Below are 20,821 nucleotides of genomic sequence, written 5' to 3' on the forward strand. Positions count from 1 at the left end.
CTCCCTTGTGACGCTCTTCTACGACTTCCCGGTAAAATTCAACTGGCAGCCCGGGTTCATCACCATGTCGGGATCGATGGCATTCTTGATAGCGTTCAGCAGTCGGCGCTTGGTTTCCGGAAGGCGTGCATCGAAATCCGCCCGCTTGAGCCGACCGATGCCATGCTCGGCGCTGAGGCTGCCGTGGAAACGGTCAAGCACCTGGTTCAGGATCGTTTTCGACTGATAGATCCTTTCGAGCCGCTGCTGATGGGGCAGTTCCACGGACGGCAGAACGTTGAGATGAACATTTCCATCGCCGACGTGACCGTAGGAGACGCAAATGCAATCGGGCAGCGCCTCGTGGATCGCCTTTTCGGCCTCGGCGACAAAGGAGGGTACCTTGGAGAGCGGAACCGAAACGTCGCTGCGCATATGAACACCACGTTTCGCCTGGCCCTCGTTCATTCCTTCACGAATAAGCCACAGGTTTCTCGCCTGCGCCTGTGACGAGGCAATTGCGCCATCGAGGACGATGCCATCTTCCATGACCCCTTCGAGGAACCGCTGCATCAGGTTGTCGATATCGACGAGCCCAGAGCCGGATACTTCCATGAGGACATAGCAGGGATAATCGGCGGCCATTGGGATCGGCAAATCCGGGATGGCCTCCCGGGCGAGCGTGAAGGCGAGTGGCGGCATGAATTCGAAGGCGGACATCAGGTCGCTGCAGTCGCGCCGGGCACGGCGATAGAGGGTGATCGCATCCTCCAGGGAGGCGAGACCGACAAGGGCGGTCGCAACCTGATCCGGATTGGGCGTCAGCTTGATCGATGCGGCGGTGACGACACCGAGCGTTCCCTCGGCGCCGATGAAGAGCTGCTTCAGATCTATGCCGCGATTGTCCTTCCGGAGCGTTGAAAGCCCGTCGAAAATCGTGCCGTCCGGCAGGACGACCTCCAGGCCCAGCACCAGTTCGCGTGTCATTCCATATCGAAGCACGTTGATGCCGCCGGCATTGGTCGAGATATTGCCGCCGATCCGGCAGCTTCCCTGCGCACCGAGGGCCAGCGGAAAGAACATCCCCTCCGCTGCGATCGCCTCCTTCAGCTCCCACAGGATGCAGCCCGCCTCGACGACGGCGGAAAAGTCGTCGGCGTCGATCTTGCGGATGCGGTTCATGCGTTCGAGGCTGAGAACGACCTGCCGCTCCGGCATGTCGGGAATGCCGCCCAGCACAAGGCCGGTATTGCCGCCCTGCGGAACAACGGCGAGGCCGAGCTCACGGCAGGCTTCGACGCAAGCAGCAACGTCTTCCGTCGACCGCGGCCTGAGGACGGCAACCGCCGAACTGGTGACGTCCCCGTGCCAGTCGCGACAATATCGCGCCATCGCATCCGCATCCGTCAAGACAAGGTCTTCGCCAAGCATCGATCGCAGGAGGAGGCGATGCTCTCCGGACGGGTCAGTGTGCAGGCTCGTCATTCTTGGTGGTTCCTTCGGAAGATCCGTCCCTTGGCTGGATAGTTTGATTTGCCCGGCGCCTTCTCCCGGCGCACAACTATCCTGTTTTCAACCGAAGCATATAAGGTTATCAGACAACCGTACAATATAAATATTAGCGTATCCGGGCAGTCGTCGCCTCGGTCGAGACGGGAGGAAGCATGCATATTCTGATCATAGGCGCGGCCGGGATGGTGGGCCGCAAACTGACGGCGCGTCTTATTGCGGAGGGTGGCGTTCTCGACAAGCCGATCGACAAGCTGACCCTCGTCGACGTCGTGAAGCCTGATCATCCGGAGGGGTTTTCCGGGTCCGTGGTGACAAGCGACGCCGACCTCTCGATGCCGGGCGAGGCCGAAAAACTCATCGGGTCCCGCCCCGACGTGATCTTCCACCTTGCCGCGATCGTCTCGGCGGAGGCGGAGCTCGATTTCGAAAAGGGCTACCGGGTCAATCTGGATGGCACCCGCTACCTGTTCGATGCGATCCGCCTCGCAAACGGCGAGGACGGTTACAGGCCGCGGGTCGTCTTCACGTCGTCCATCGCTGTTGCGGGTGCCCCGCTTCCGTTCCCCATTCCCGATGATTTCCACCTGACGCCGCTCACCAGCTATGGCACCCAGAAGGCCATTTCAGAGCTGCTTCTTTCGGACTACACCCGCCGCGGTTTCTTCGAGGGCATCGGCATCCGGCTGCCGACCGTGTGCATCAGGCCCGGCAAACCCAACAAGGCCGCATCCGGCTTCTTCTCAAACATCCTGCGGGAGCCGTTGATCGGGCAGGAGGCGATCCTGCCCGTGTCGGATGACGTGCGCCACTGGCATACATCGCCTCGCTCGGCCGTCGGATACCTCGTCCATGCCGCGAATATGGATCTCGATCGTGTCGGCCCGCACCGCAATCTTTCCATGCCGGGCGTCAGTGCGACCGTCGGCGAGCAGATCGATGCGCTCCGCCGGGTGGGGGGCGAAAGAGCGGTAAACCTCATTCGTCGGGTACCGGACGAGATGATCATGAGAATGGTTGCGGGCTGGGCGCCCGGTTTCGAGGCAAAACGCGCCACCGCCCTCGGCTTTACTGCGGAGAAAAATTTCGACGAGATCATCCGGGTCCATATCGAGGATGAGCTCGGAGGCTGCGTGTGATGAGAAATCCGCGCGGCGCCTAAAGGGTTTGCCCTCCGAAACGAACGGTGGCCTTCGCTCAGATGTCCGAATGCCTCAGAGCGAGGCCGCTGCCGACACGCCTAGATCGTCGGATCATCAGGGCAACGTCGCTTGGCAGTGGATTGTGAGAACGCAGAAACTTTGCGGGTTTTGAACGATCTTCACGATTGGCTGCCATGCGGCATCTTATGTTCGTAAAGCTGTTCCATACTCAAGGTTGCAACTTCGGCAAAGAGCGTCTGATTGCGGACGCGGCCGGCACCGAGAATGACAACCTCGTCGCAGAAGGAAATGGTGCTGTGATGATGGCTGACAACGATCGTCGTGCGGCGCCCGGCTCTTAATTTCAACGTCTCCACGATCGATGCCTCGGACAAGCCGTCCATGGCATTCGTGGCCTCGTCGAGGATCAGGATTTCCGGATCGCGGACCAGAGCTCTTGCCAGGGCGATCCGCTGTCGTTGACCGGCCGACAGGCTTGCTCCCCGGTAGCCGACGACGGTTTCATATCCGTCAGGCAGCTTCTCGATAAATTCATGCGCCTCGGCAAGTCTGGCCGCGCTTTCCGCCGCGGGAAGGGAGGCTTCGTGGCCGTAGACGATGTTCTCGAAAATGGTGCCATCCACCAGTTCAAGATCCTGGCTGGCAAGCGCAATCTGTCGGCGCCACTCGGCGGGATCGATTTGGTCGAGTGGAATGCCGTCGACAAGAATATTCCCCCGATCAGGCTCCACAAACCGGCATAGGAGATTGACGATCGTGCTCTTGCCGGCGCCCGACCGTCCGATAATTGCCGTCGAGCGGCCCTGGCGAATGTCGAAGCTTACCGAATGCAGGACCACGGGCCGTGTGCTGGAACCCGGATACCTGAATGTCACCTGGTCGAACTTGATCTGCCGGCGGAGCCCCTGGATCGGGTGGCTACCCTGGGGAGCCGCTGGTTTGTCAGAGGAATCCAGCAGCCATTCAACCTCTTCCAACGCGCCACTCCATCCCTGAATCTGGCTCCAGGCCATCTGCAGCGCGCGGACATGCGGTTGCAGCCTATAAAGCAGGACGACAAAAGCCACGATGACCGGGAAACCGACCCCAATCCGCCATGCGCCGACAACCACACCCAGAAAGAGGGCGGAATGCAGCACTTCGGTTAGCGGGGGGAGAGCTGCCTGGCGGCTGTTAAGAACGAAACCCGCCTTTCGCACGGCATTCGAAGCCCCGTCGAAGATCGTTCCTTCACGCCGTTCCTGCCCGAATGCGCGGATGAGGCGCCCGGCGTGAACGAGGTGAAGCATCCTCGCGGCAAGTTCACTGTTGAACGACGTGACGTTGCGGCTCGGGCCTTTCAGGCCTGCCGACAGCAAAGCATGGATGGCTTGGATCAGGATAAGCCCAAGTGTGACACACAGCGACATCTGCCACGAAAGAAGCAGCAAAAATGCGAGCAGGATAACGGCCGCTGATGCATTCACGATCGCTGTAAGGATGGTCTGGACCGCATCCGAGGCCCGCCAGGATTCGTTGGAGATAATGTTCAGCAGTCGCCCCGGGCTTTGCTGCAGGAAGAACGGGTAGCCAATCGTCAAAAGCTGGTCGGCGAGACGGTTCCGGATCGAATGGCCGGCCTTGCCATATATGAAATTGGTAAGCACCGCGTTGGCAAAAGCCAGCACGTTCTTCACGGTGATCAATCCGAGAATGGCCGCCGCGATGACGATCAGCCGGGTCTGGTCGTCCAGCCCGGTTCCCACCCGCTGAAAAACGGCGGAAAGGCCGGCCATTCCCGAAGCATCATTTTCACCGGCAATAATGCTGAGCATGGGGATGACAAGACCAATGCCGGTGCCTTCGAGAACGGCGCTGCTCAGTCCCAGGATGACGACGATAGCCAACAGGCCGGTGTTTTTCCCCAGAGCGTTGCGCAGGAGGTGAGAACTCGATGTGAGGACATCTAGCATGGCGGCGATTCCCGTTGCGGGCGGGGCAGACGGCTGGTCGTGCCAGGATCCGCCTGTTTGGGCCACCGAATGGCAAGCAAGGCAAACTTGGCTGCTCCGACCAGGTTCATGGCCACGATCGTCAGATGGGACAGGGAAATCTCCGGATCGAAACGGTAGCCGCCGAACAGTTCCCGCCAGGCCGATCGGGTCGTCCAGCAGAAATGACGAAGCAGCCAGGGAGCCTTGAACGCATGCTTGAAGCAAAGGCCGCCGTTTCCAAAGCTGTAATCCCGGTGAAGTTGTTCGATTGCATCGCGTGTGTTTCGCCCGTGAAAATGCTGGACCGTCATGTCGGGGACATATTCGATTGGAATGCCGAGCTGATAGGCACGGACGAGGTAATCCGTGTCTTCGGCGGACCGCAGCGGGCCGCCGGCCCCGAACCGTTCGTCAAAGCGCCCGATGCGGGCTGCCGCTTCTCGATGCATGGTCATGTTGCAGCCAAGCACGAACCCGCCCGGATGAACATCCGGCGTGAAACGGGCTCGGAATCGCGACCGCTTGATTGTGAAAGGCAGATCGTGCGGGCTGCCGAGATCGACGCGGCCACCCCGGACAATACATCGCTCACCGGCCGAATAATGTCGGCTCAGATCCTGGAGGTACGTGCTCTCGATGACGCAGTCATCATCGATAAAGATCAGAAGCCTGCCTCGCGCCCGCTCCATTCCCGTATTGCGCGCGGCAGCAAGGCCAGGCCGCAGTTCCACCATCCATCTGACGGGAACAGCGGATTTCGCCGCGATACGGGATAAACGCGTGGCTGTATCGTCGGTGGATCCATTGTCGACCACCACCAGCTCGCAGTTTAAGGAACAGGCTTCGCAGGCGGCTTCGATCGAGCTGATACATGCCTCGAGCGCGGCTGCCCTGTTGCGGGTGCAGACGATAAAGCTTGCATCGATGGGGTGACCCCCATCGGGGGACAAGGGGGGATGCTCCCTGGACATCAGGCGAGCCCTCGAAGCGGCAACACCGTCTTGGCCGGCACCGATTGATAGTACCTTGCCACCCCATCGAGCCTCCGGATCGCCTCTTCCGACATGCGGCTCAACCAGGGCGCAGCGACGGCGGCTCGGAGGCCGTAACGCTCCCGCCGTCGGATGACGTCCCATTTTCCCGTTCGCATAAGAAATGCGTGGGTCAACTCCGGACGTTGCTCATCGGCAATGAATTGGTAGAGGAAATAGAAGAAGCACAAGGCGCCTTCTGCGTAGCTGCGAGCGCTCGCACCAACTTGCTCGGCGACCTTTCCTTCGATCGCGAGCACGCAATCAGCAGCTCGGCGTACCGTTTCCGGCGTAACGGCCGCGGCGATATCAAGAAGAGCGCCGGGATCGTCGTTAAGAGCCTGCCATTCGAGGTTCTCGGCGACGATCTTCAGATGGGTTCGGCGCATTTGCCGCCTGTGCTTGTTGGTAACGCTGTCGCTGTGGATACGATAGGCGATCAGGCTCTCATCGATCATCGCCGCCGGAAACGCGCGTGTAATGCGCCTGAAGAGATCGAAGTCCTCCGCATGGACATAGCTTGCGTCATAAACCAGCATATCTTCCGGAATGATCTTGCGATTGTACATCACCGTCGAATGCAGGAAGATCGTGAAGAACAGCGACAGTATGTGCCAATCCCCTGACTGATAAATGGGATTTGGCGTGCTGCGCACGACGCGGCTGCCGAGAAGCCGATCGACTTCCGTTCCGCAGATCGCAAGCTGGGGCTGCTGCCCAAAGAGCGCGACCTGACGGGAAAAGCGGGTTGGATAGGAGATATCGTCCGCGTCCATTCGGGCGATCAGGTCACCTCTAGCCAGGGCAATGCCTTCGTTCAAGGTCGCGATCAGCCCGCGGTTCTCCCGTGAGACGATGCGAAGGCGATCGTCAAGCTTCTGATATCGGCGCAGAATATCCAGCGAGAGATCGTTCGAGCCGTCGTCGACGGCGACGATCTCAAGGCGCCTGTAGTCCTGGCGTAGAATGCTCTCGACCGCGGCAGCGAGATAAGGTTCGCCGTTGTAGACGGGCAATACGACGGAGATCAGCGGGGAGGACATCGTTCGACTCGCAATGGCGTGGCAATTTGAAGTTCCTGTACTTGCCCAGCCTTCGAAAGAGCTGTGGCAGACGGCGCGTCATACGTCGGTTGAAGCCTTCTTTGGGGGACGTATGGGAAATAGCGCTTGAGCTGGTTGAGTGGTTTTTCGAACGCCAGCCACGAGATCGCCGCCAATGCCAACGTTCCCGTGGTTCCTAAGATGAGGCGTCCGAAACCCTGTTCCGAGACGTTGAACGGAATCCAGGGTTGTGCGCTTACGACGAAGGACAGGACGATCGGATGGAACAGGTAAACCCCGTAGCTGACACGTCCGACAGCGGTCATCGGGGGCGATTCCAATAGACGGCCGGGAGTTCCCCGCAGGCCCGACGAAGAGTATCCGACCAGGGCCGTGAGCGGAACAAGAGGAAGAACCTCCAAGCCGATCCAATTCACCCAGGCGAGCGTCGGTGACAGTGGAAGCGGTTTCAGCCACATCAAAATGGCTGTTGCAACAAGCAAGGGTGCCGAGCTTAGCCGCATCCACTGCGGCAATGTCTGAGATCGCGCTCGATGGAGCGCAAGGAGCGCGCCGGCCACCAGGGCGTCCATCGATGCTGGAGGAAGAAGATCCCGCGCGAGCGAAGGCGTCCCCGTGAACGGCCAATAGAACCGATAGGCGAGCGAGCACGCGATGAGAGCCATGCAGATCGGCTCAAGCCAGCGACGCGGGGCGAGCAGGATGACGAGCGGCCACGCGACATAGAACTGCTCTTCTATGCTCAGGCTCCAGGTGTGACAAAGTACCCAGGGCGTCCATTCATCGCGAAGGGCATACCAGAAATTCGAGAGATAAAGGGCATGCCATTTGATGCTACCGCGCGCCTGCTCGAGGTTGACCAGCCAGACGAAGCTCAGCACTGCAAAGTACGGCGGAAATATGCGCAGCGCCCGGCGAATATAGAACGACCCTATCGCGGTGCCTGGTTTATACTGGGTGGTAGAACGCGCTTCCAGCAAAAGCCGGGTTATCAGGAAACCGCTGAGAACAAAGAACAGGCGTACGCCGATATGGCCCCAATGCGACCCATCGGCCGCGAAAAAATGCGCATATAGAACCATTGAGATGGCAAGAGTTCTAAGGCCATCCAATTGTCGGTCGCGTGCATGAAGCATGGAGCCCCCAGTTGAGCAGAACTTGTGATAACTCCCGCTTCGCTTGTATTTTGCCGCCGTGCTTCGTTTGGAACCCCGAAAACCTACTTTTGCAGCCCGAAAAGTTCAGGCAAAATCCGACCAAACTGTGGCCGCCACCGCGATTCAGACTTTAGCCCCGCAACAAGCCGGCCTTTAGTCCTACTTCCAGACGCAGAGTTTAGCGGGCCGCGCCTCTTGAGGATCCGAGGCACGAGCGTGCCGTAACATTTCTTAATGCGACTACACAGTGCGACTCCTCCCCATCGCTATCGTGTGACCAAACAAGCCAGGGCGCTCGCCGGCCCAGTTAAAAGGTCCACTCAATGATCGCGTTATCGACCGTATCATCCACGCTTCGACGCTGCTGCGCGCTTTTCGGTAAAGCAGCGATGCTCGCATGTGCGTTTTCGACAGTGGCGTCCGCAGACGCCCAAATGCCGGTAACGACGATCGTCGCCAAGCGAGGCGCGCTGACGGAAAGGATCGAGGTGGTTGGTTCGCTCGCGGCGCGGGAAGAGATCGAGGTCTATCCCGCCGTCCTCGGCAAGGAGGTGAGGCAGATTCTGGTAGAGGCCGGGCAACATGTTGAGCGCGGCCAGGCGCTCGCGGTCCTGGACACGACCGAAGCGCTGATGTTGCTGGACAAGAATGCGGTGAGCCTCCTTCGCGCGCATGCTGCCGTGGCGGTTGAGAGCAGCAAGATAGACGTGGCAACGGTCACCGAAGCCGAGGCGCGCAAGAAGCTGGAACGTAGCCGCTCGCTACAGCCAAAAGGTGCGATCGCCGACAATGTCCTCGAGGAAGACTTGAACGCTCACGCCCGAGCCGTCGCGGAGTTGCGACTGGCGCGCCAATCGTTGGAGCTCGCCAACGCAGATCAACAGCTGATCGCCAGCGAACGGCGGGAAATCGAACTGACTGTTCAAAGGAGCACCCAGCGGGCCCCCAGCTCGGGTCGGATCTTGAGCCGGAAAGCGCGTGTCGGTGCGATGACATCGAGTTCCGCCGGACCTCTTTTTGTCATCGCTGACGATGATGATATCGAGTTTGTGGCGCAGGTGACGGAGACAAGCTTCGTTCGGCTGCGCGAAGGCATGAGCGCCGAAATTACCTTGCCAGGACGCGACCGAGCCATCGCAGGAACCGTCCGGTTGAATGCCGCGCAACTCGATCCCAAGACAAGAAGCGGGACGGTGCGGATCGAACTTGCAGACAAGGCCGGGCTTGTCCCAGGCGTTTTTGCGCGGGGTAGCATCAGTGTCGAAGACCGGCAGAATGTTCTCCTCCCGGGAACAGCCGTCAAAAGCACGGCGGCTGGCCACAACGTCTACGTCGTTTCAGACGGGCTCGTGGATATCCGCCCGGTCCACATCGGATCGCAGCAAGGCGGCTTCGTGGAAATCGTCGACGGCATCCGGGAGGGAGAGGAGGTAGTCCTGAAATCAGGTGCCTTCCTGAAGGCACACGAGCGGGTGAGGCCCGTATTGGCCGCGACACCGGCAACGCGTGCCGACGCATCCACATCTACCCAAAATCCGCTCGGAGCTCGACTTCAATGAACATATCGGCCTGGGCAATTCGTAATCCGCTTCCCTCGATCCTCCTATTCCTACTCCTTGTCACCGCGGGTCTTTACAGCTTTTCACGGCTGCCCGTTACTTACTTCCCGACCATCGACGAGCCGGCGGTGAATGTGACTGTCGACCAACCCGGCGGCGCGCCGAGCGAGTTGGAGACTGAAGTCACTCGTCTTGTTGAGGACGCAGTAGCGTCTCTTGCAGGCGTAGAAGAGATCAAGTCGACCGTCACTCAAGGCCGTTCCGTTACTGCTGTCGAATTCGAGTTGGGCGTGATTTCGCCAGACCGCGCCATGGGTGACGTCCGCGACGCGGTTGCCAAAATCCGCAGCGACCTTCCCGAGGGAATAGATGAGCCTGTCATCGAACGGGCCGAAGAGGAAGCACAGGCGGTGGTGACCTATGCCGTGACAAGCCAGGACATGACCGTTGCTGAGCTTTCGTGGTTCGTCGATGATGTTGTCGCCCGGCATTTGCAGGGTCTGAAGGGCGTTGGCCGCATTGATCGTGTCGGAGGTGCTGACAGGGAAATCCGTGTCGAACTCGATCCTTCGCGATTGCAGGCGCTCTCCTTGACGGCGAATGCCGTTAACGAAAGCCTCATCGCAAGCCAGTTGGATCGTTCCGGGGGCCGCAGCAACCTGAATGGCCGAGAACGGACGCTGACGACCGCTGCGGCGGCGCAGACGATTGCAGAACTTGGTGGTTCTCGCATCCTCCTGTCGGACGACGCCAGTGTGAAACTGGAAGATGTCGGAAACGTCCAAGATACGATCACGGAGGCCCGCGCCTTTGCCACTTTGGATCAGGAGGACGTCGTAGGTTTCGCGGTATATCGCTCAAAGGGTTCGAGCGAGTTAGCTGTTGCGGAGGAAGTGGCCGTCGCACTGGAGAAGCTACATCTCGAACAGCCGTCGACCCGTTTCAAGCTGGTCGACGACAATATGTCCTACACGGCGGGCAACTACAACTCGGCCATGCATACCCTCTATGAGGGCGCGGCATTGTCAATCGTCGTCGTATTTCTATTCCTGCGCGACTGGCGGGCCACGGTCGTGGCGGCAATCGCGCTTCCGCTTTCGATCATCCCGACTTTTTTTGCCATCGATCTCCTGGGCTTTTCCCTCAATATCCTCAGTTTGCTTGCGATCACCCTGGTAACAGGAATTCTCGTGGACGATGCGATCGTTGAAATTGAAAACGTGGTGCGTCACCGCGACATGGGCAAATCCGCCTACCGGGCTGCGTTGGACGCCTCTGACGAAATAGGGCTTGCTGTCATAGCCATATCCGCAACGATCATGGCTGTCTTCATACCCGTGGGCTTCATGAGCGGAGTGGTCGGGCTGTACTTTCGAGAATTCGGGCTGACCGTTGCGATAGCGGTGTTCTTTTCACTTCTGGTGGCCCGACTGATCACCCCAATCATGGCTGCATACATCATGACGAACGCTCCTCCGTCGGACATTCGGAGAGGGCGCCTGGTGTCGGCCTATGAGGGACTGCTGAAGGTCAGTCTGCGGTGGCGATGGATGACGGTCGGATCCGCATTCGCGGCTTTCGCACTGGCTTTATACGCGCTGACCTCCTTGCCGACCGCCTTTTTGCCGGAAGAGGACACGGGGCGGCTGACCCTCTCGGTGGAGCTGCCGCCTGGAGCGGCTTTGCACGAAACAAGAGCAGCGACGGACGAAATAGCCGCCCTGATCCGGCGGGATCCCGCGGTGGAAGGCGTATTCGTCAGGGCGGGGTCGAGTACGGCCGGACAGGAAGACGTACGATATGCGGCCGTCCTGATCGATCTGCTCCATAAATCCGAGCGCGACCGTTCATCGTTCTCGATACAAGCCGATCTTGAAAAGGCGCTTTCCTCCATTTCGGACGTCAGGCTGCGCTTTCTCAATACGCGCGGAGGGCGGGACGTATCTTTCGCTGTCCTGTCCGCGGATGGCGCTCTCGCTCAGCAGGCCGCAGATAACATACTGCAGGAGCTCGCCGCTGACAGAAATTTCGTCAACCCGACCGCTGACAACGCGGCAACGCGACCAGAACTGCGGGTGAAAATTGACGCGGACAAGGCCTCAACGATCGGTGTATCTCCGGCGGAGCTTGCGCGCACGATCCGCGTATCGACGGTGGGCGACGTCGACAGCCGACTGCCCAACTTCATCGACGGCGGCCGACAGATCCCAATCCGGGTGCTGCTCCAGACGCATGCTCGCGACGATTTGCCAACCCTTGAAATGCTGTCGGTACCGACGACGAGGGGGACGTCGGTTCCGTTGTCTTCCGTCGCCGACGTCAGCTTCGATGAGAGGGTCGCCACCATCGAGCGATTTGATCGCCAGCGTCGCATCGAAATCTCAGCGGACATGGCTGACGGCATGACGTCGGGCCAGGGTCTCGACAGGCTGGCACAGCTCGACAGCGTCAAGAGCCTGCCGGCGGGCGTGCGCATTCAGGCGACCGGGGATTCCGATACCGAAGGCGAGGTGTTCTCAAGCTTTGCGGTGGCGATGGGATCGGGCGTCATGCTTGTGCTTGTCGTTCTTATCCTCCTCTTCGGAAGCGTGCTGGCGCCCTGGACCATTCTGGCTTCCCTTCCCCTGTCGATCGGCGGCGTTGCAGCCGGCCTCATGCTGAGCGGCAACGCCGTCTCGCTTCCCGTCGTCATCGGTATCCTGATGCTGATGGGGATCGTGACGAAAAACGCCATCATGCTCCTGGACTTCGCCATTGAACGCGAAGCCCATGGGCTGTCTCGGGTCGATGCGATCGTTGAAGCCTGCTCGGAGCGAGTTCGCCCCATCATCATGACCACGTTCGCTATGATCGGGGGAATGGCCCCCTCCGCGCTCGGGGTAGGGGACGGAGGCGAATTCAGGGCGCCGATGGCGATCGCGGTGATTGGCGGTCTGCTCGTGTCTACGGTTCTATCGTTGATCGTCATCCCGTCGCTCCATCTGATCGTTTCCGACTTTGGCGATCGTACCGCTCGGATCTTCAAGCCCTTCCTCCAGTCGGCCGAGATCTGAAGGTTGCAGGCGCCGCAAGGACGCTTGCACGACCAATGGAGGGCCGGCCAACCACCTGGCCGGCCCTGCAGTATGTTGCAGAGCGGCTGCAGCGCTTATCGCCATAGCAGGGTGCGTTCGGTATCCTGTACACTGCGTGTAGTGACCGTAACAAAACTTAATAAAGCGAAATATTCGAGGACCAACAGCCGGCCCATTGTCGGGTCCTCAAACAGGAAAAGACCTATGCAGCCCAATTCAGCATCCGCGAAGATATTGATCGTGGAAGACGATTTCGAAATCGGCAATCTTCTGGCGTCGACAATTCAGGAAAGCGGGATGCTGCCGACCGTGGCCGAGGACGGAAACGTGATGCAGTCCCTGCTTCGCAGCAACTCCTATGATCTGATCATCCTCGATGTCATGCTGCCGGGCGAAGATGGCCTAAGCATTTGCAAACGCATCCGTTCGGAAAGAACGATCCCGATAATCCTGCTGACGGCACTCGGAGAGGAAGTCGACCGGATCGTGGGACTGGAAGTCGGCGCCGATGACTACATTACAAAACCCTTCAGCCCAAGAGAAGTGGTCGCTCGGATTCGCAGTCTCCTGCGTCGCGCCTCTTACGGCCTGACAAGTAGCTCTGCTCAAAGGAAGCTGCGTTTTGACGGATGGGTGATTGACCCAATGCGGCGCCGGCTTCACGACCCCGGCAACGCTCGCATCGCTTTGACAACAACGGAATTCGATCTTTTGTTGGCGTTTTGCAGAAATCCGGGCAGGGTCATCACCCGCGAGGAGCTGCTCTTGTTCACCCATTCCGGGCTGGCTGGGCCGATCGAGCGCAGTATTGATGTGCATATCAGCCGTCTCCGTCAAAAGATCGAGGCTGATCCTCGCGAGCCAACGCTCCTGCAGACGGTCAGGCTGGGAGGATATACGTTCACCGCGTCGGTGGAGGAAGTCTGAAATAGAGGCCCCAATCCTTCTCCGGCGCCGCAACTGCCATGCGGCCGCGGTTGCAGGGCCAGCACAAATAACCGAGCAAGATCGTTTGGTGCAAGCCGGTGCTATGACTGGGAGCCGGCGCTTGGACGCCCGCTCCCAGTCATAGCATTGCATCTCGCAGTCAAAAATATTGCGCCGGTAACGCGTGTCGCCTGCTGGATCGGAGCGATCCGTGCAGGCGACACGCCATTTATTTTCGCTCGCCGGCTTTAGAACTTGTAGCCGACAAAAGCAGAAACGGAAGGCTGGATCTTCTTCTCGACGATCGGGCTATCCGCGGCATCTCCGGTGAGCACTCCGATGCCTGCTTCACCACGCACCAACCAATGATCGCTCAGCGCGTATGTGGCAGAGGCAGAAAAGTCGACACGCTTCAAGCCTGCTTCCGCTTTATATTCCGGCAGGCCTGAACGTGCCGACTGGGCGGCATCGACGCCAAAATAAGCCTGCATATGTTTGTCATTGGCCACGGTGGCTTCGGCGCGTGCGCCCAGAATGAGACGCTCCGTGACCGGGGCCGAGTACTCTACCCCAAACTTTCCGATCAGGCTTTCACTGCCATTGATGGTCTGGTCGACGCTCGCATAGATTTTGACCGGACCCCAATCATAGCCGACTTTTGCGCCGACTGTTGCGGCGAAGTCGATGTCGCCGAGGCCGCGGAGGCGATCACCGTCACCCTCATCCCGCCCTGATTCGTAGCCAACCGCAGCGGAAATGGAAAATCCGCCTTGATCCAGGACAGTGACGCTGATCCCGCCCGGATCGATTTCCAACCATTTGCCGTAGGTGAACACCACGAAGGGAATGGGGCTGACTTTAAATTCGTCGCTCCCTTCATATTTAGGCTCGTAAGAAGCGCCTGCGCCAAGGATCAAGCTCCAATTGCGCTCCGGTTGGCGTTTGTCGAAACGCTGCTTGTCGAAAGGAGGCTCCGGCGCCTGCTCCGTGGTGGTCTGGTCGGCGCCATAGGCGTTTGGGGAAAATCCCGCAACGCTGAATGCAGCGCATAAGGCGAGGGGCGAAAGACGCCGCTTGGCTTTTTTAAGATGTAGCATAAGGGCTCCAGAACAGGTTATCAGTCCCCCCAACAGAGGAGCCTGCGATGGCTTGTGTTTCATGCTGGAGCCCTCGGTTGCGTGTTTTTTTGTTGCACTTTGTTGCAACCCGCCGCGATCGGCAACGAGGCGGCCTCGCCGTAACAAAACGTAATAATCGCGCAGCAGGAAACACGGGATCTTGTGAGGGAGTTCGACTATGTTTCTGGTTCGCCGAGCGGCCTCGGCTCAAGCGCGCTTCTCAATTCCAAAAGGGTGCTCATGTTCTTTCGCCGGCTTCCAGGCCTATCGACGATCCATAGTCAGATCACGGGCGTTATTCTTCTCAGCCTCGCCATCACCGTTTTAGGCGGCTCTTTTCTCAAGCAGCGGGTTGAAAGCGGATACTCGCTAGTTGATGTTGAGGAACTCGCCGACAGTGTGTTCACGATAAGCTCCATCCTCAAAACGGCCACGCCCGAAGAGCGCGACATCGTTCTTCAGGCAGCCGATCGTGCCGGTTGGCACTTCACTCTGCGACCTCGCGCCTTGGCGGAAACGTTCAAGAGCTCATGGCCGGGGGAAAGCGTCCTGGACGCTACGATGGACTGGCTTTTTTCGCCCGATGGGAGACAGACGCCAATCGGCGGCTGGAAAACCTTTGTTGATGACAAGCGCGTCGTCTCAGCTGAGATTGACGATAAAACAATCCTCGTTTTGGACGGCCTTCCCAGCACGGCGTTCTGGAGCGAGGTCCTCGATTATCTGGTGGCGGTTATTACTTTGATCGTGCTGTTTTCTTCGTTCGGGGTCTGGGCAATCACGCGGCCGCTACGGAAGATTGCTTCCGCGGCTGCGAATGCTGACATCACGTCTGGTCGGGTAATCTTCGAAGAGGAAGGCAGCGTAGAGATCGTCGCTGTTGCGCGCTCCTTGAACGGGATGAGCGATCGTATCACCGATATGATCCACGGCAGGACACGGATGCTGCGTGGGGTGAGCCACGATCTGCGCACGCCATTGACGAGACTAAGACTTCGAATAGAGCGGGTCGGCGACGGGCAATTGCGCGATATGTTGCTGGCGGATATCTCTCGCATCGATAGTCTCCTCAAAGAGAGCCTCAGCTATCTGCGTGACGACCATCATCGAGAGCAGGTAGAAACGATTGACCTGGCAACGACGCTGCAGACGATCTGCAGCGAATTTGACGATGTGGGTCACAAAATCAATTATATCGGCCCCAATCATCTGTCCGCCAATTGCAAGCCTCTCGCGATAACGCGTGCAGTGACCAACCTTTGCGAAAACGCTGTGAAATTTGGCGACAAGGTCGCAATCGAGCTGAAGCGAAGCGGAGACAAGGTCGTTGTCGACGTATCGGACAATGGCCCCGGGATACCGAAGCAATCTCGTGCACAGGTGTTGGAGCCATTCTTCAAGCTGAATGCGGCGAGGACTGATGGCAACGCCGGGTTCGGGCTGGGATTGTCCATCGTTGGGGAAATCGTGCAAGCCCACCGGGGAACGCTGGAACTGTTGGACGGGGAGCCGTCCGGGTTGTTGGCGCGGTTAACGTTTCCAGCAGATCTCCAGGCTGACAGCGTCACCTGCACCTAGCTATGGCCATAAACCGGGGGGCTTGGCCGCTCCGAGCCGGCATTTGCCGTGGAGCCATGGGCGTCTGCCTCGACATTGTCTGCAGCTTTGGGCGCCGAAATCGGACTTGTGCGCCAAGCGTGCGGAGCGACGGGGTCCGGGCCGCCCGTGAGGGAAGCCAGCATTGCGTCCGCCTGGTTGAAATATTGTTTGATCCATGGGACGGGGCCGACGCCAAATCGCCTTTTCGATCCCCACCGCTGGCCTTTTTCGACCATCGTATCCCAGGGTCTCGGCTTTCCGTGGAAGACGATAATTTTCGCGTTCCGCGGCTGCCTGATCCTCGGCAGGAGCAGATTGATCGGAAAGTATTTCGTGCAGCTTCTCTTGAAGCTGACGCAGAAACCTGTCGGCCAGTAACTTTTTTGCCGGACTGCTTGCGTCAGGTAGGACTGGTCGTTCTTGAATTGCGCGATGATCGCGTCAGCTTTGCTTACGAAGTCGTGGTAAATTCCATCGACATCTCCTGCATGAAATCCAAAGACGGATGACTGGGCACCCCTGTCCGGCCTGAAGTTATTTGGGAGAAGGCTCCAGAGATCCGGATTCCATTCCCGTTGGATCACAAAATGACGGCGCTCCCGAAGCAAGCCGATTAGCGGGGCGAGCGATCGTTGGATCATGACGTCGAGATCGAGGAAAAGCACGACGTCTCCGGGCGGGAAAAGACCCGGGGCAAACACTCCGATCTTGGGCCAGCACCCTCGTCTCCACGCCTGCTCAGGCAGGCCGAGATTCGGGATGTGACGAGTGAGAATGCCGGAAGCAAGGCCGCGACGATCGTCGGTCAGGCAGACAAAGTCGAACGGCTCCTCCATGTTTCGTAACACACCGGCATAAAGAGCATTGACATGGCTGGCGGTGAAAGCCGTGCCCCATTTCATGCAAACAATCGTAACCAACATGCCGCTCCATCAATAATCTGGAGACGGTTTAAGCGGCTTTGGTGCGGGTGATTGTTTATAGTTATTATATGATGTTGCCGAAGATTGTCATTGATGTCGGCGGTGCGATGTCTCGGCCCATCTGTCCAGCTTTGCCAAGCGCGACGGAGCATTCCGGGGGCCGAGCGGCCGAGGCGATGAGTTCGCCCATGGCTCTCCTGGAAGTCCCTATTCACATGAGCGGCCGCCGCCCGGATTCGTGCGCGAGATATGATGCCGAAGGCAGGCGAGGGGATCTGAGGTTCGACTCCTTTTAAGAAGCAGACTGACGTACATCCAATGCGTGGAGGAGCGGCAGTTATGCGTTCGTAGAAAGGTCGTCAGCAGTCTGATCCACTTCCAGCCACCGCAACGATCATCCGCGCTATAGTTTTCTGACGTTTTTCATCATTAAACGCATGGCACGGAGTGTCGCCTCCAAATCCTCAGGGTCGATACCTTCGATCAACGCTTCTTCGCGCCCCAAGGCGATTCGGATAATTTGCGCATGAAGTTCATAGCCCTTTTCATTCAGCCACCAGCGGCGTTTTCGGGGGTCATTCTCGGACGTCAGCGAGCCGAGATATCCCATTTCATCCAATGTCGCGAGCGCCCGGCTGGCCGCAGCTTTGTCGAGGTTCACCACTTCGCAAATCCGCGCGGCCGTTATATTCGGTTCGATGGCCAGCATGGAAACGGTGCGCCATTCGCTGATGCCAATGCCGAAGCGCTCGCGGTAGATACTTGAAGCCCCCCTCGAAAGAGCATTGTTGATGCTCGAAAGGAAGAATGGGATATAATTCGTGATGTCGAGGATTTCGACACCGTCCCGCGTTGTGGTCGATACCGACAACCGTCCCTCCGGGCATGGCGCGCCCGAGCTTGCATTCTCCGGTTTCTCACGCCTTCCGGATTGGCTCATCAGCTTGGTTCTCTCAATGCCCTTGCCAAGCCGCTGACGTCAAAATCCCGGTCCGCTAACTCTTTGTGCGTTACCCCGGCGGGCCGCCGCAGAAGTTGTCGCGCGGCCATATGTTCGCCAGCGGCGTTGATCGTTTCCACAGCCAACAACTGGCCCATTTTAAAGCGGAATACAAGCTTTCGCCCGTCTGGCCGTTCGATGGCATGTTCAGCGTCCGTGTCCCGCGCAAAGCCGGCAATCTGCAGCTTCCAGTGTGCCTGATCGCTCCAAAACCACGGCACGGCATCATAATTCGACGCCTTGCCGGTCAGTTTTTGGGCAATGGCACGCGCATGGTCCGTCGCCGCCTGGACGGATTCCAACCGTATCGTATCTCCGCTCTTCGGATCGGGAAAGGCTGCGCAGTCGCCAAGCGCTGAGATGTGCGGGTCGCTGGTCCCAAGCAAAGCGTCAACTGTGATGCCATTGGCAACCGCAAGACCCGCGATCTCTGCAAGCTCCGTATTTGGACGAACACCAACCGCGAGCAGGACCATCTCGCCCTCTACGATGCTTCCATCTGAAAGGCGCACGCCACGCACGCAGCCATCATCCTGGAGTACCCCTGTAACGCCTTTCCCAACGATCAGCGTCGTGCCCAATTCTTCGTGAAGCTGGCGAAAATGCTCGGACATCGCCGACGATATCGCCCTTGCCATGAGTCGGGTCGCCGCCTCGACGACAGTGACCCGATGCCCGATCGATACCGCCACCGCCGCAAATTCGAGGCCGATGAAGCCGCCTCCGATGACGATCACCTTGCTGCATCGCGTGAGGGCGTCCCTCAAGCGATCCGTATCGGCCGCGGTCCGCAGGGAAAAGACGTTTTCGGCGTCGATCCCGGGAATGGCTGGCGCCGCGTTGCGGGCGCCTGTGGCGAAGACCAGATGGTCATAGCCGATAAAGCCGCCGGTCAGCGTCTCGACAAGTTTGTTGGATCGCTCGATCCGTATTGCCCGCTCGGGCGCGAGCAGCCGGATGCCGTTGCGCTCAAAAAAGCTCTGAGGTCTGAGCTGGATCGTCTCGGGCCGTGCATCCTTGAGATAGGCTTTGGAAAGCGGTGGGCGTTGATATGGAAGGCCGGGCTCGTCGCCGATCATAGTGATCGGATCTTCAAACCCCTCCTGGCGCAGGCTTGCAGCCAGCTGGAAACCACCCTGACCCGTGCCGATGATGACGACCCCGCTTTTCATGTCTGGCTCTCCGGCAAATGGATGACGAGCCCGTCCAGATCGGGCAATATCCGGATTTGACAGGAGAGACGACTTGTCGGCCTGACCTCGCTGGAGGCGCTCTCCAGCATGTCGTCTTCTCCGTCCGACCTTGGCCCCACGCGTTCTTTCCACGCGGCATCGACGTAACAGTGGCAGGTCGCGCACATCATCGACCCGCCGCATTCGGCTACAATGCCGTCGATGTCGTTGGCGAGTGCAGTCCGCATGACATTGTCTCCATCGATCGCATCGACGGCGGTTTCGGCTCCATCAGGGGAAATGAAGATGACTTTGGTCACAGGTGCCTCCTATTTGGCGATGAAGCGCAGCTGCATGTGATCGAGCGCGCGGATCGCGTTGTTGGGGCGCCAGACGGCTTCACCGGCAAATTCGATGTGGTCGACCCGTTCAGCTAGCACGCTCAGTACCGCCTCAAGTTCGAGGCGGGCGAGATTCTGCCCGACGCAGCCGTGGATGCCCGCACCGAAAGCCATGTGTCCGACCGGCTTGCGGTCGATGCGGAACACTTCCGGATCACCCCATTTCGCCGGGTCCAGATTGGCCGATGCCAGCGCGCACAGGATCTTAGTACCTTCAGCGATCGGCAACCCGGCAACTTCGGTGTCCTGGTTCGCTGTGCGGGTGAACGTGTGGACAGGGGAGGTGAAGCGTAGCACTTCCTCGAAACAGGGCCGGGCAAGCGACGGATCTGCCTTCAGCCGTTCGAATTCCTGCGGATTGGAGGCAAGGCACCAGAGTGCGCTGCCGATGCCGGTGACGGTGGTGTCGACACCGGCGGACAGGAAGGAACGCACTAACATCGCGGCCTCGTCCTCGGTGACCTCGCCGTCGTCCGCCGCGCCATAGATCAAGGCCCCGAGGCCATCCTTGGTCAAACGATCACGGGCGCAGGCAGCAGTGATCCATGGCACGATGTCGGACGCCTGCGCCATCGCCGCCAGGCGAAACTTGTTGTCCGGGCCAAGGGCATTGAACACCATTGCTCCGTAATCAACCAGACGCCGCCGGTCGCTGTCGATCATGCCCACGGCTTTGGGAAAGACCGCGACGGGGAAAGCCTCGGCGAGCTCGGCGACGGCTTCGAAACTGCCCTGTTCGATCAGCTGGTCGATGATCCTTTCCGCTGCGCGCCGGAAATCCTCCTTCAGGCCGGCGATGGCCTTTGGCGACAAGGCCCGCGCCATCACCTTTCGGGTCTTAGTATGATCCGGTGGATCGACTTCGAGGATGATCGATGGTGGCCGCCAGGGCTTGCCGTACTTGAAGTCATTGAGACCAACGCCGCGGGAAGAGACGAAGCGGTTGTGGTCGGAGAAAATCTCGCGGGTTTCCTCGTAGCGGCCCGATGCCAGGACCGACCATTTCGGGATATAGACAAGCGGTCCCCGCGCGCGCAACTCGGCATAATAATCGCCGGAATTCAGCAAGACAGATTCCGCGTAGGGATCAATATCCCAGACCGGAATGCCGGCGGCCGGCTGGAACGCCATGTGGCCTTCGATCATGTTCATAGTCGCTTCCTCCTCATCCG

The 20,821-nt window shown here is 59.1% G+C and carries 16 protein-coding genes; 5 read left to right on the top strand and 11 right to left on the bottom strand.

Annotation, left to right across the window (positions count from 1 at the left end; genetic code table 11):
* Positions 1-18: 18 nt before the first annotated feature.
* Entirely contained in the window at positions 19-1,464 is a 1,446-nt protein-coding gene (locus tag RG540_RS24370) for an FAD-binding oxidoreductase (protein WP_041364349.1), read from the bottom strand.
* 179 nt (positions 1,465-1,643) lie between these two features.
* Here RG540_RS24370 and denD point away from each other — a divergent pair, with 179 nt between their 5' ends.
* Positions 1,644-2,627, top strand: coding sequence for a D-erythronate dehydrogenase (gene denD / locus RG540_RS24375; RefSeq protein WP_041364351.1), 984 nt, complete (start codon positions 1,644-1,646; stop codon positions 2,625-2,627).
* Between the two features lie 182 nt (positions 2,628-2,809).
* On the opposite strand, the gene RG540_RS24380 is transcribed toward denD, so the two are convergent.
* From RG540_RS24380 to RG540_RS24395, 4 genes are read right to left on the bottom strand one after another with little or no spacing between them, the layout of a single operon-like run.
* Positions 2,810-4,603, bottom strand: a complete 1,794-nt coding sequence (locus RG540_RS24380) for an ABC transporter ATP-binding protein (RefSeq protein WP_041364353.1) — start codon at positions 4,601-4,603, stop codon at positions 2,810-2,812.
* On the bottom strand, positions 4,597-5,595 hold the full coding sequence (locus RG540_RS24385; protein WP_065814450.1) for a glycosyltransferase family 2 protein: 999 nt from the start codon (positions 5,593-5,595) through the stop codon (positions 4,597-4,599). The genes RG540_RS24380 and RG540_RS24385 overlap by 7 nt, the downstream gene beginning before the upstream one ends.
* Positions 5,595-6,698 (bottom strand): glycosyltransferase family 2 protein, encoded by a 1,104-nt coding sequence (locus tag RG540_RS24390; RefSeq protein ID WP_041364359.1) that lies wholly within the window; start codon positions 6,696-6,698, stop codon positions 5,595-5,597. The genes RG540_RS24385 and RG540_RS24390 overlap by 1 nt, the downstream gene beginning before the upstream one ends.
* The gene (locus RG540_RS24395; RefSeq protein ID WP_080725061.1) at positions 6,683-7,855 is read right to left on the bottom strand and encodes an acyltransferase family protein; all 1,173 of its coding nucleotides are present in this window, start codon (positions 7,853-7,855) and stop codon (positions 6,683-6,685) included. The genes RG540_RS24390 and RG540_RS24395 overlap by 16 nt, the downstream gene beginning before the upstream one ends.
* A 455-nt stretch (positions 7,856-8,310) precedes the next feature.
* Here RG540_RS24395 and RG540_RS24400 point away from each other — a divergent pair, with 455 nt between their 5' ends.
* From RG540_RS24400 to RG540_RS24410, 3 genes are all read left to right on the top strand, one after another.
* Positions 8,311-9,435 carry an efflux RND transporter periplasmic adaptor subunit gene (locus RG540_RS24400; protein WP_041364362.1) on the top strand — a complete coding sequence of 375 codons (1,125 nt, stop codon included), beginning with the start codon at positions 8,311-8,313 and terminating at the stop codon, positions 9,433-9,435.
* Positions 9,432-12,488 carry an efflux RND transporter permease subunit gene (locus RG540_RS24405; RefSeq protein WP_041364364.1) on the top strand — a complete coding sequence of 1,019 codons (3,057 nt, stop codon included), beginning with the start codon at positions 9,432-9,434 and terminating at the stop codon, positions 12,486-12,488. Before RG540_RS24400 ends, RG540_RS24405 begins: the two co-directional genes overlap by 4 nt.
* 225 nt (positions 12,489-12,713) lie before the next feature.
* Positions 12,714-13,436: a response regulator transcription factor gene (locus tag RG540_RS24410; protein WP_040124382.1), complete on the top strand. Its 723-nt coding sequence runs from the start codon at positions 12,714-12,716 to the stop codon at positions 13,434-13,436.
* A gap of 248 nt (positions 13,437-13,684) precedes the next feature.
* On the opposite strand, the gene RG540_RS24415 is transcribed toward RG540_RS24410, so the two are convergent.
* Complete coding sequence (locus RG540_RS24415; protein ID WP_041364366.1) at positions 13,685-14,533, bottom strand: MipA/OmpV family protein; 849 nt, start codon at positions 14,531-14,533, stop codon at positions 13,685-13,687.
* A 183-nt stretch (positions 14,534-14,716) separates the two neighbouring features.
* Here RG540_RS24415 and RG540_RS24420 point away from each other — a divergent pair, with 183 nt between their 5' ends.
* Positions 14,717-16,132: an ATP-binding protein gene (locus tag RG540_RS24420; RefSeq protein ID WP_244446754.1), complete on the top strand. Its 1,416-nt coding sequence runs from the start codon at positions 14,717-14,719 to the stop codon at positions 16,130-16,132.
* Here the strand turns inward: RG540_RS24420 and RG540_RS24425 are convergent.
* The 5 genes from RG540_RS24425 to RG540_RS24445 all read right to left on the bottom strand — a co-directional run bounded on the left by RG540_RS24425 (position 16,129) and on the right by RG540_RS24445 (position 20,801).
* Positions 16,129-17,076: a hypothetical protein gene (locus RG540_RS24425; RefSeq protein ID WP_051909729.1), complete on the bottom strand. Its 948-nt coding sequence runs from the start codon at positions 17,074-17,076 to the stop codon at positions 16,129-16,131. The two genes, RG540_RS24420 and RG540_RS24425, sit on opposite strands and share 4 nt — an antisense overlap.
* A gap of 403 nt (positions 17,077-17,479) precedes the next feature.
* Positions 17,480-17,947 carry a MarR family winged helix-turn-helix transcriptional regulator gene (locus RG540_RS24430; protein ID WP_041364368.1) on the bottom strand — a complete coding sequence of 156 codons (468 nt, stop codon included), beginning with the start codon at positions 17,945-17,947 and terminating at the stop codon, positions 17,480-17,482.
* A gap of 68 nt (positions 17,948-18,015) precedes the next feature.
* Complete coding sequence (locus RG540_RS24435; protein ID WP_041364371.1) at positions 18,016-19,248, bottom strand: NAD(P)/FAD-dependent oxidoreductase; 1,233 nt, start codon at positions 19,246-19,248, stop codon at positions 18,016-18,018.
* Entirely contained in the window at positions 19,245-19,568 is a 324-nt protein-coding gene (locus RG540_RS24440; RefSeq protein WP_041364373.1) for a 2Fe-2S iron-sulfur cluster-binding protein, read from the bottom strand. The genes RG540_RS24435 and RG540_RS24440 overlap by 4 nt, the downstream gene beginning before the upstream one ends.
* 9 nt (positions 19,569-19,577) lie before the next feature.
* A complete protein-coding gene (locus RG540_RS24445; RefSeq protein WP_046599365.1) occupies positions 19,578-20,801 on the bottom strand; it encodes a cytochrome P450 in 1,224 nt (407 codons plus the stop codon).
* Positions 20,802-20,821: the final 20 nt, after the last annotated feature.

The sequence above is a fragment of the Neorhizobium galegae bv. orientalis str. HAMBI 540 genome (genome assembly GCF_000731315.1).
GTDB lineage: Bacteria > Pseudomonadota > Alphaproteobacteria > Rhizobiales > Rhizobiaceae > Neorhizobium > Neorhizobium galegae.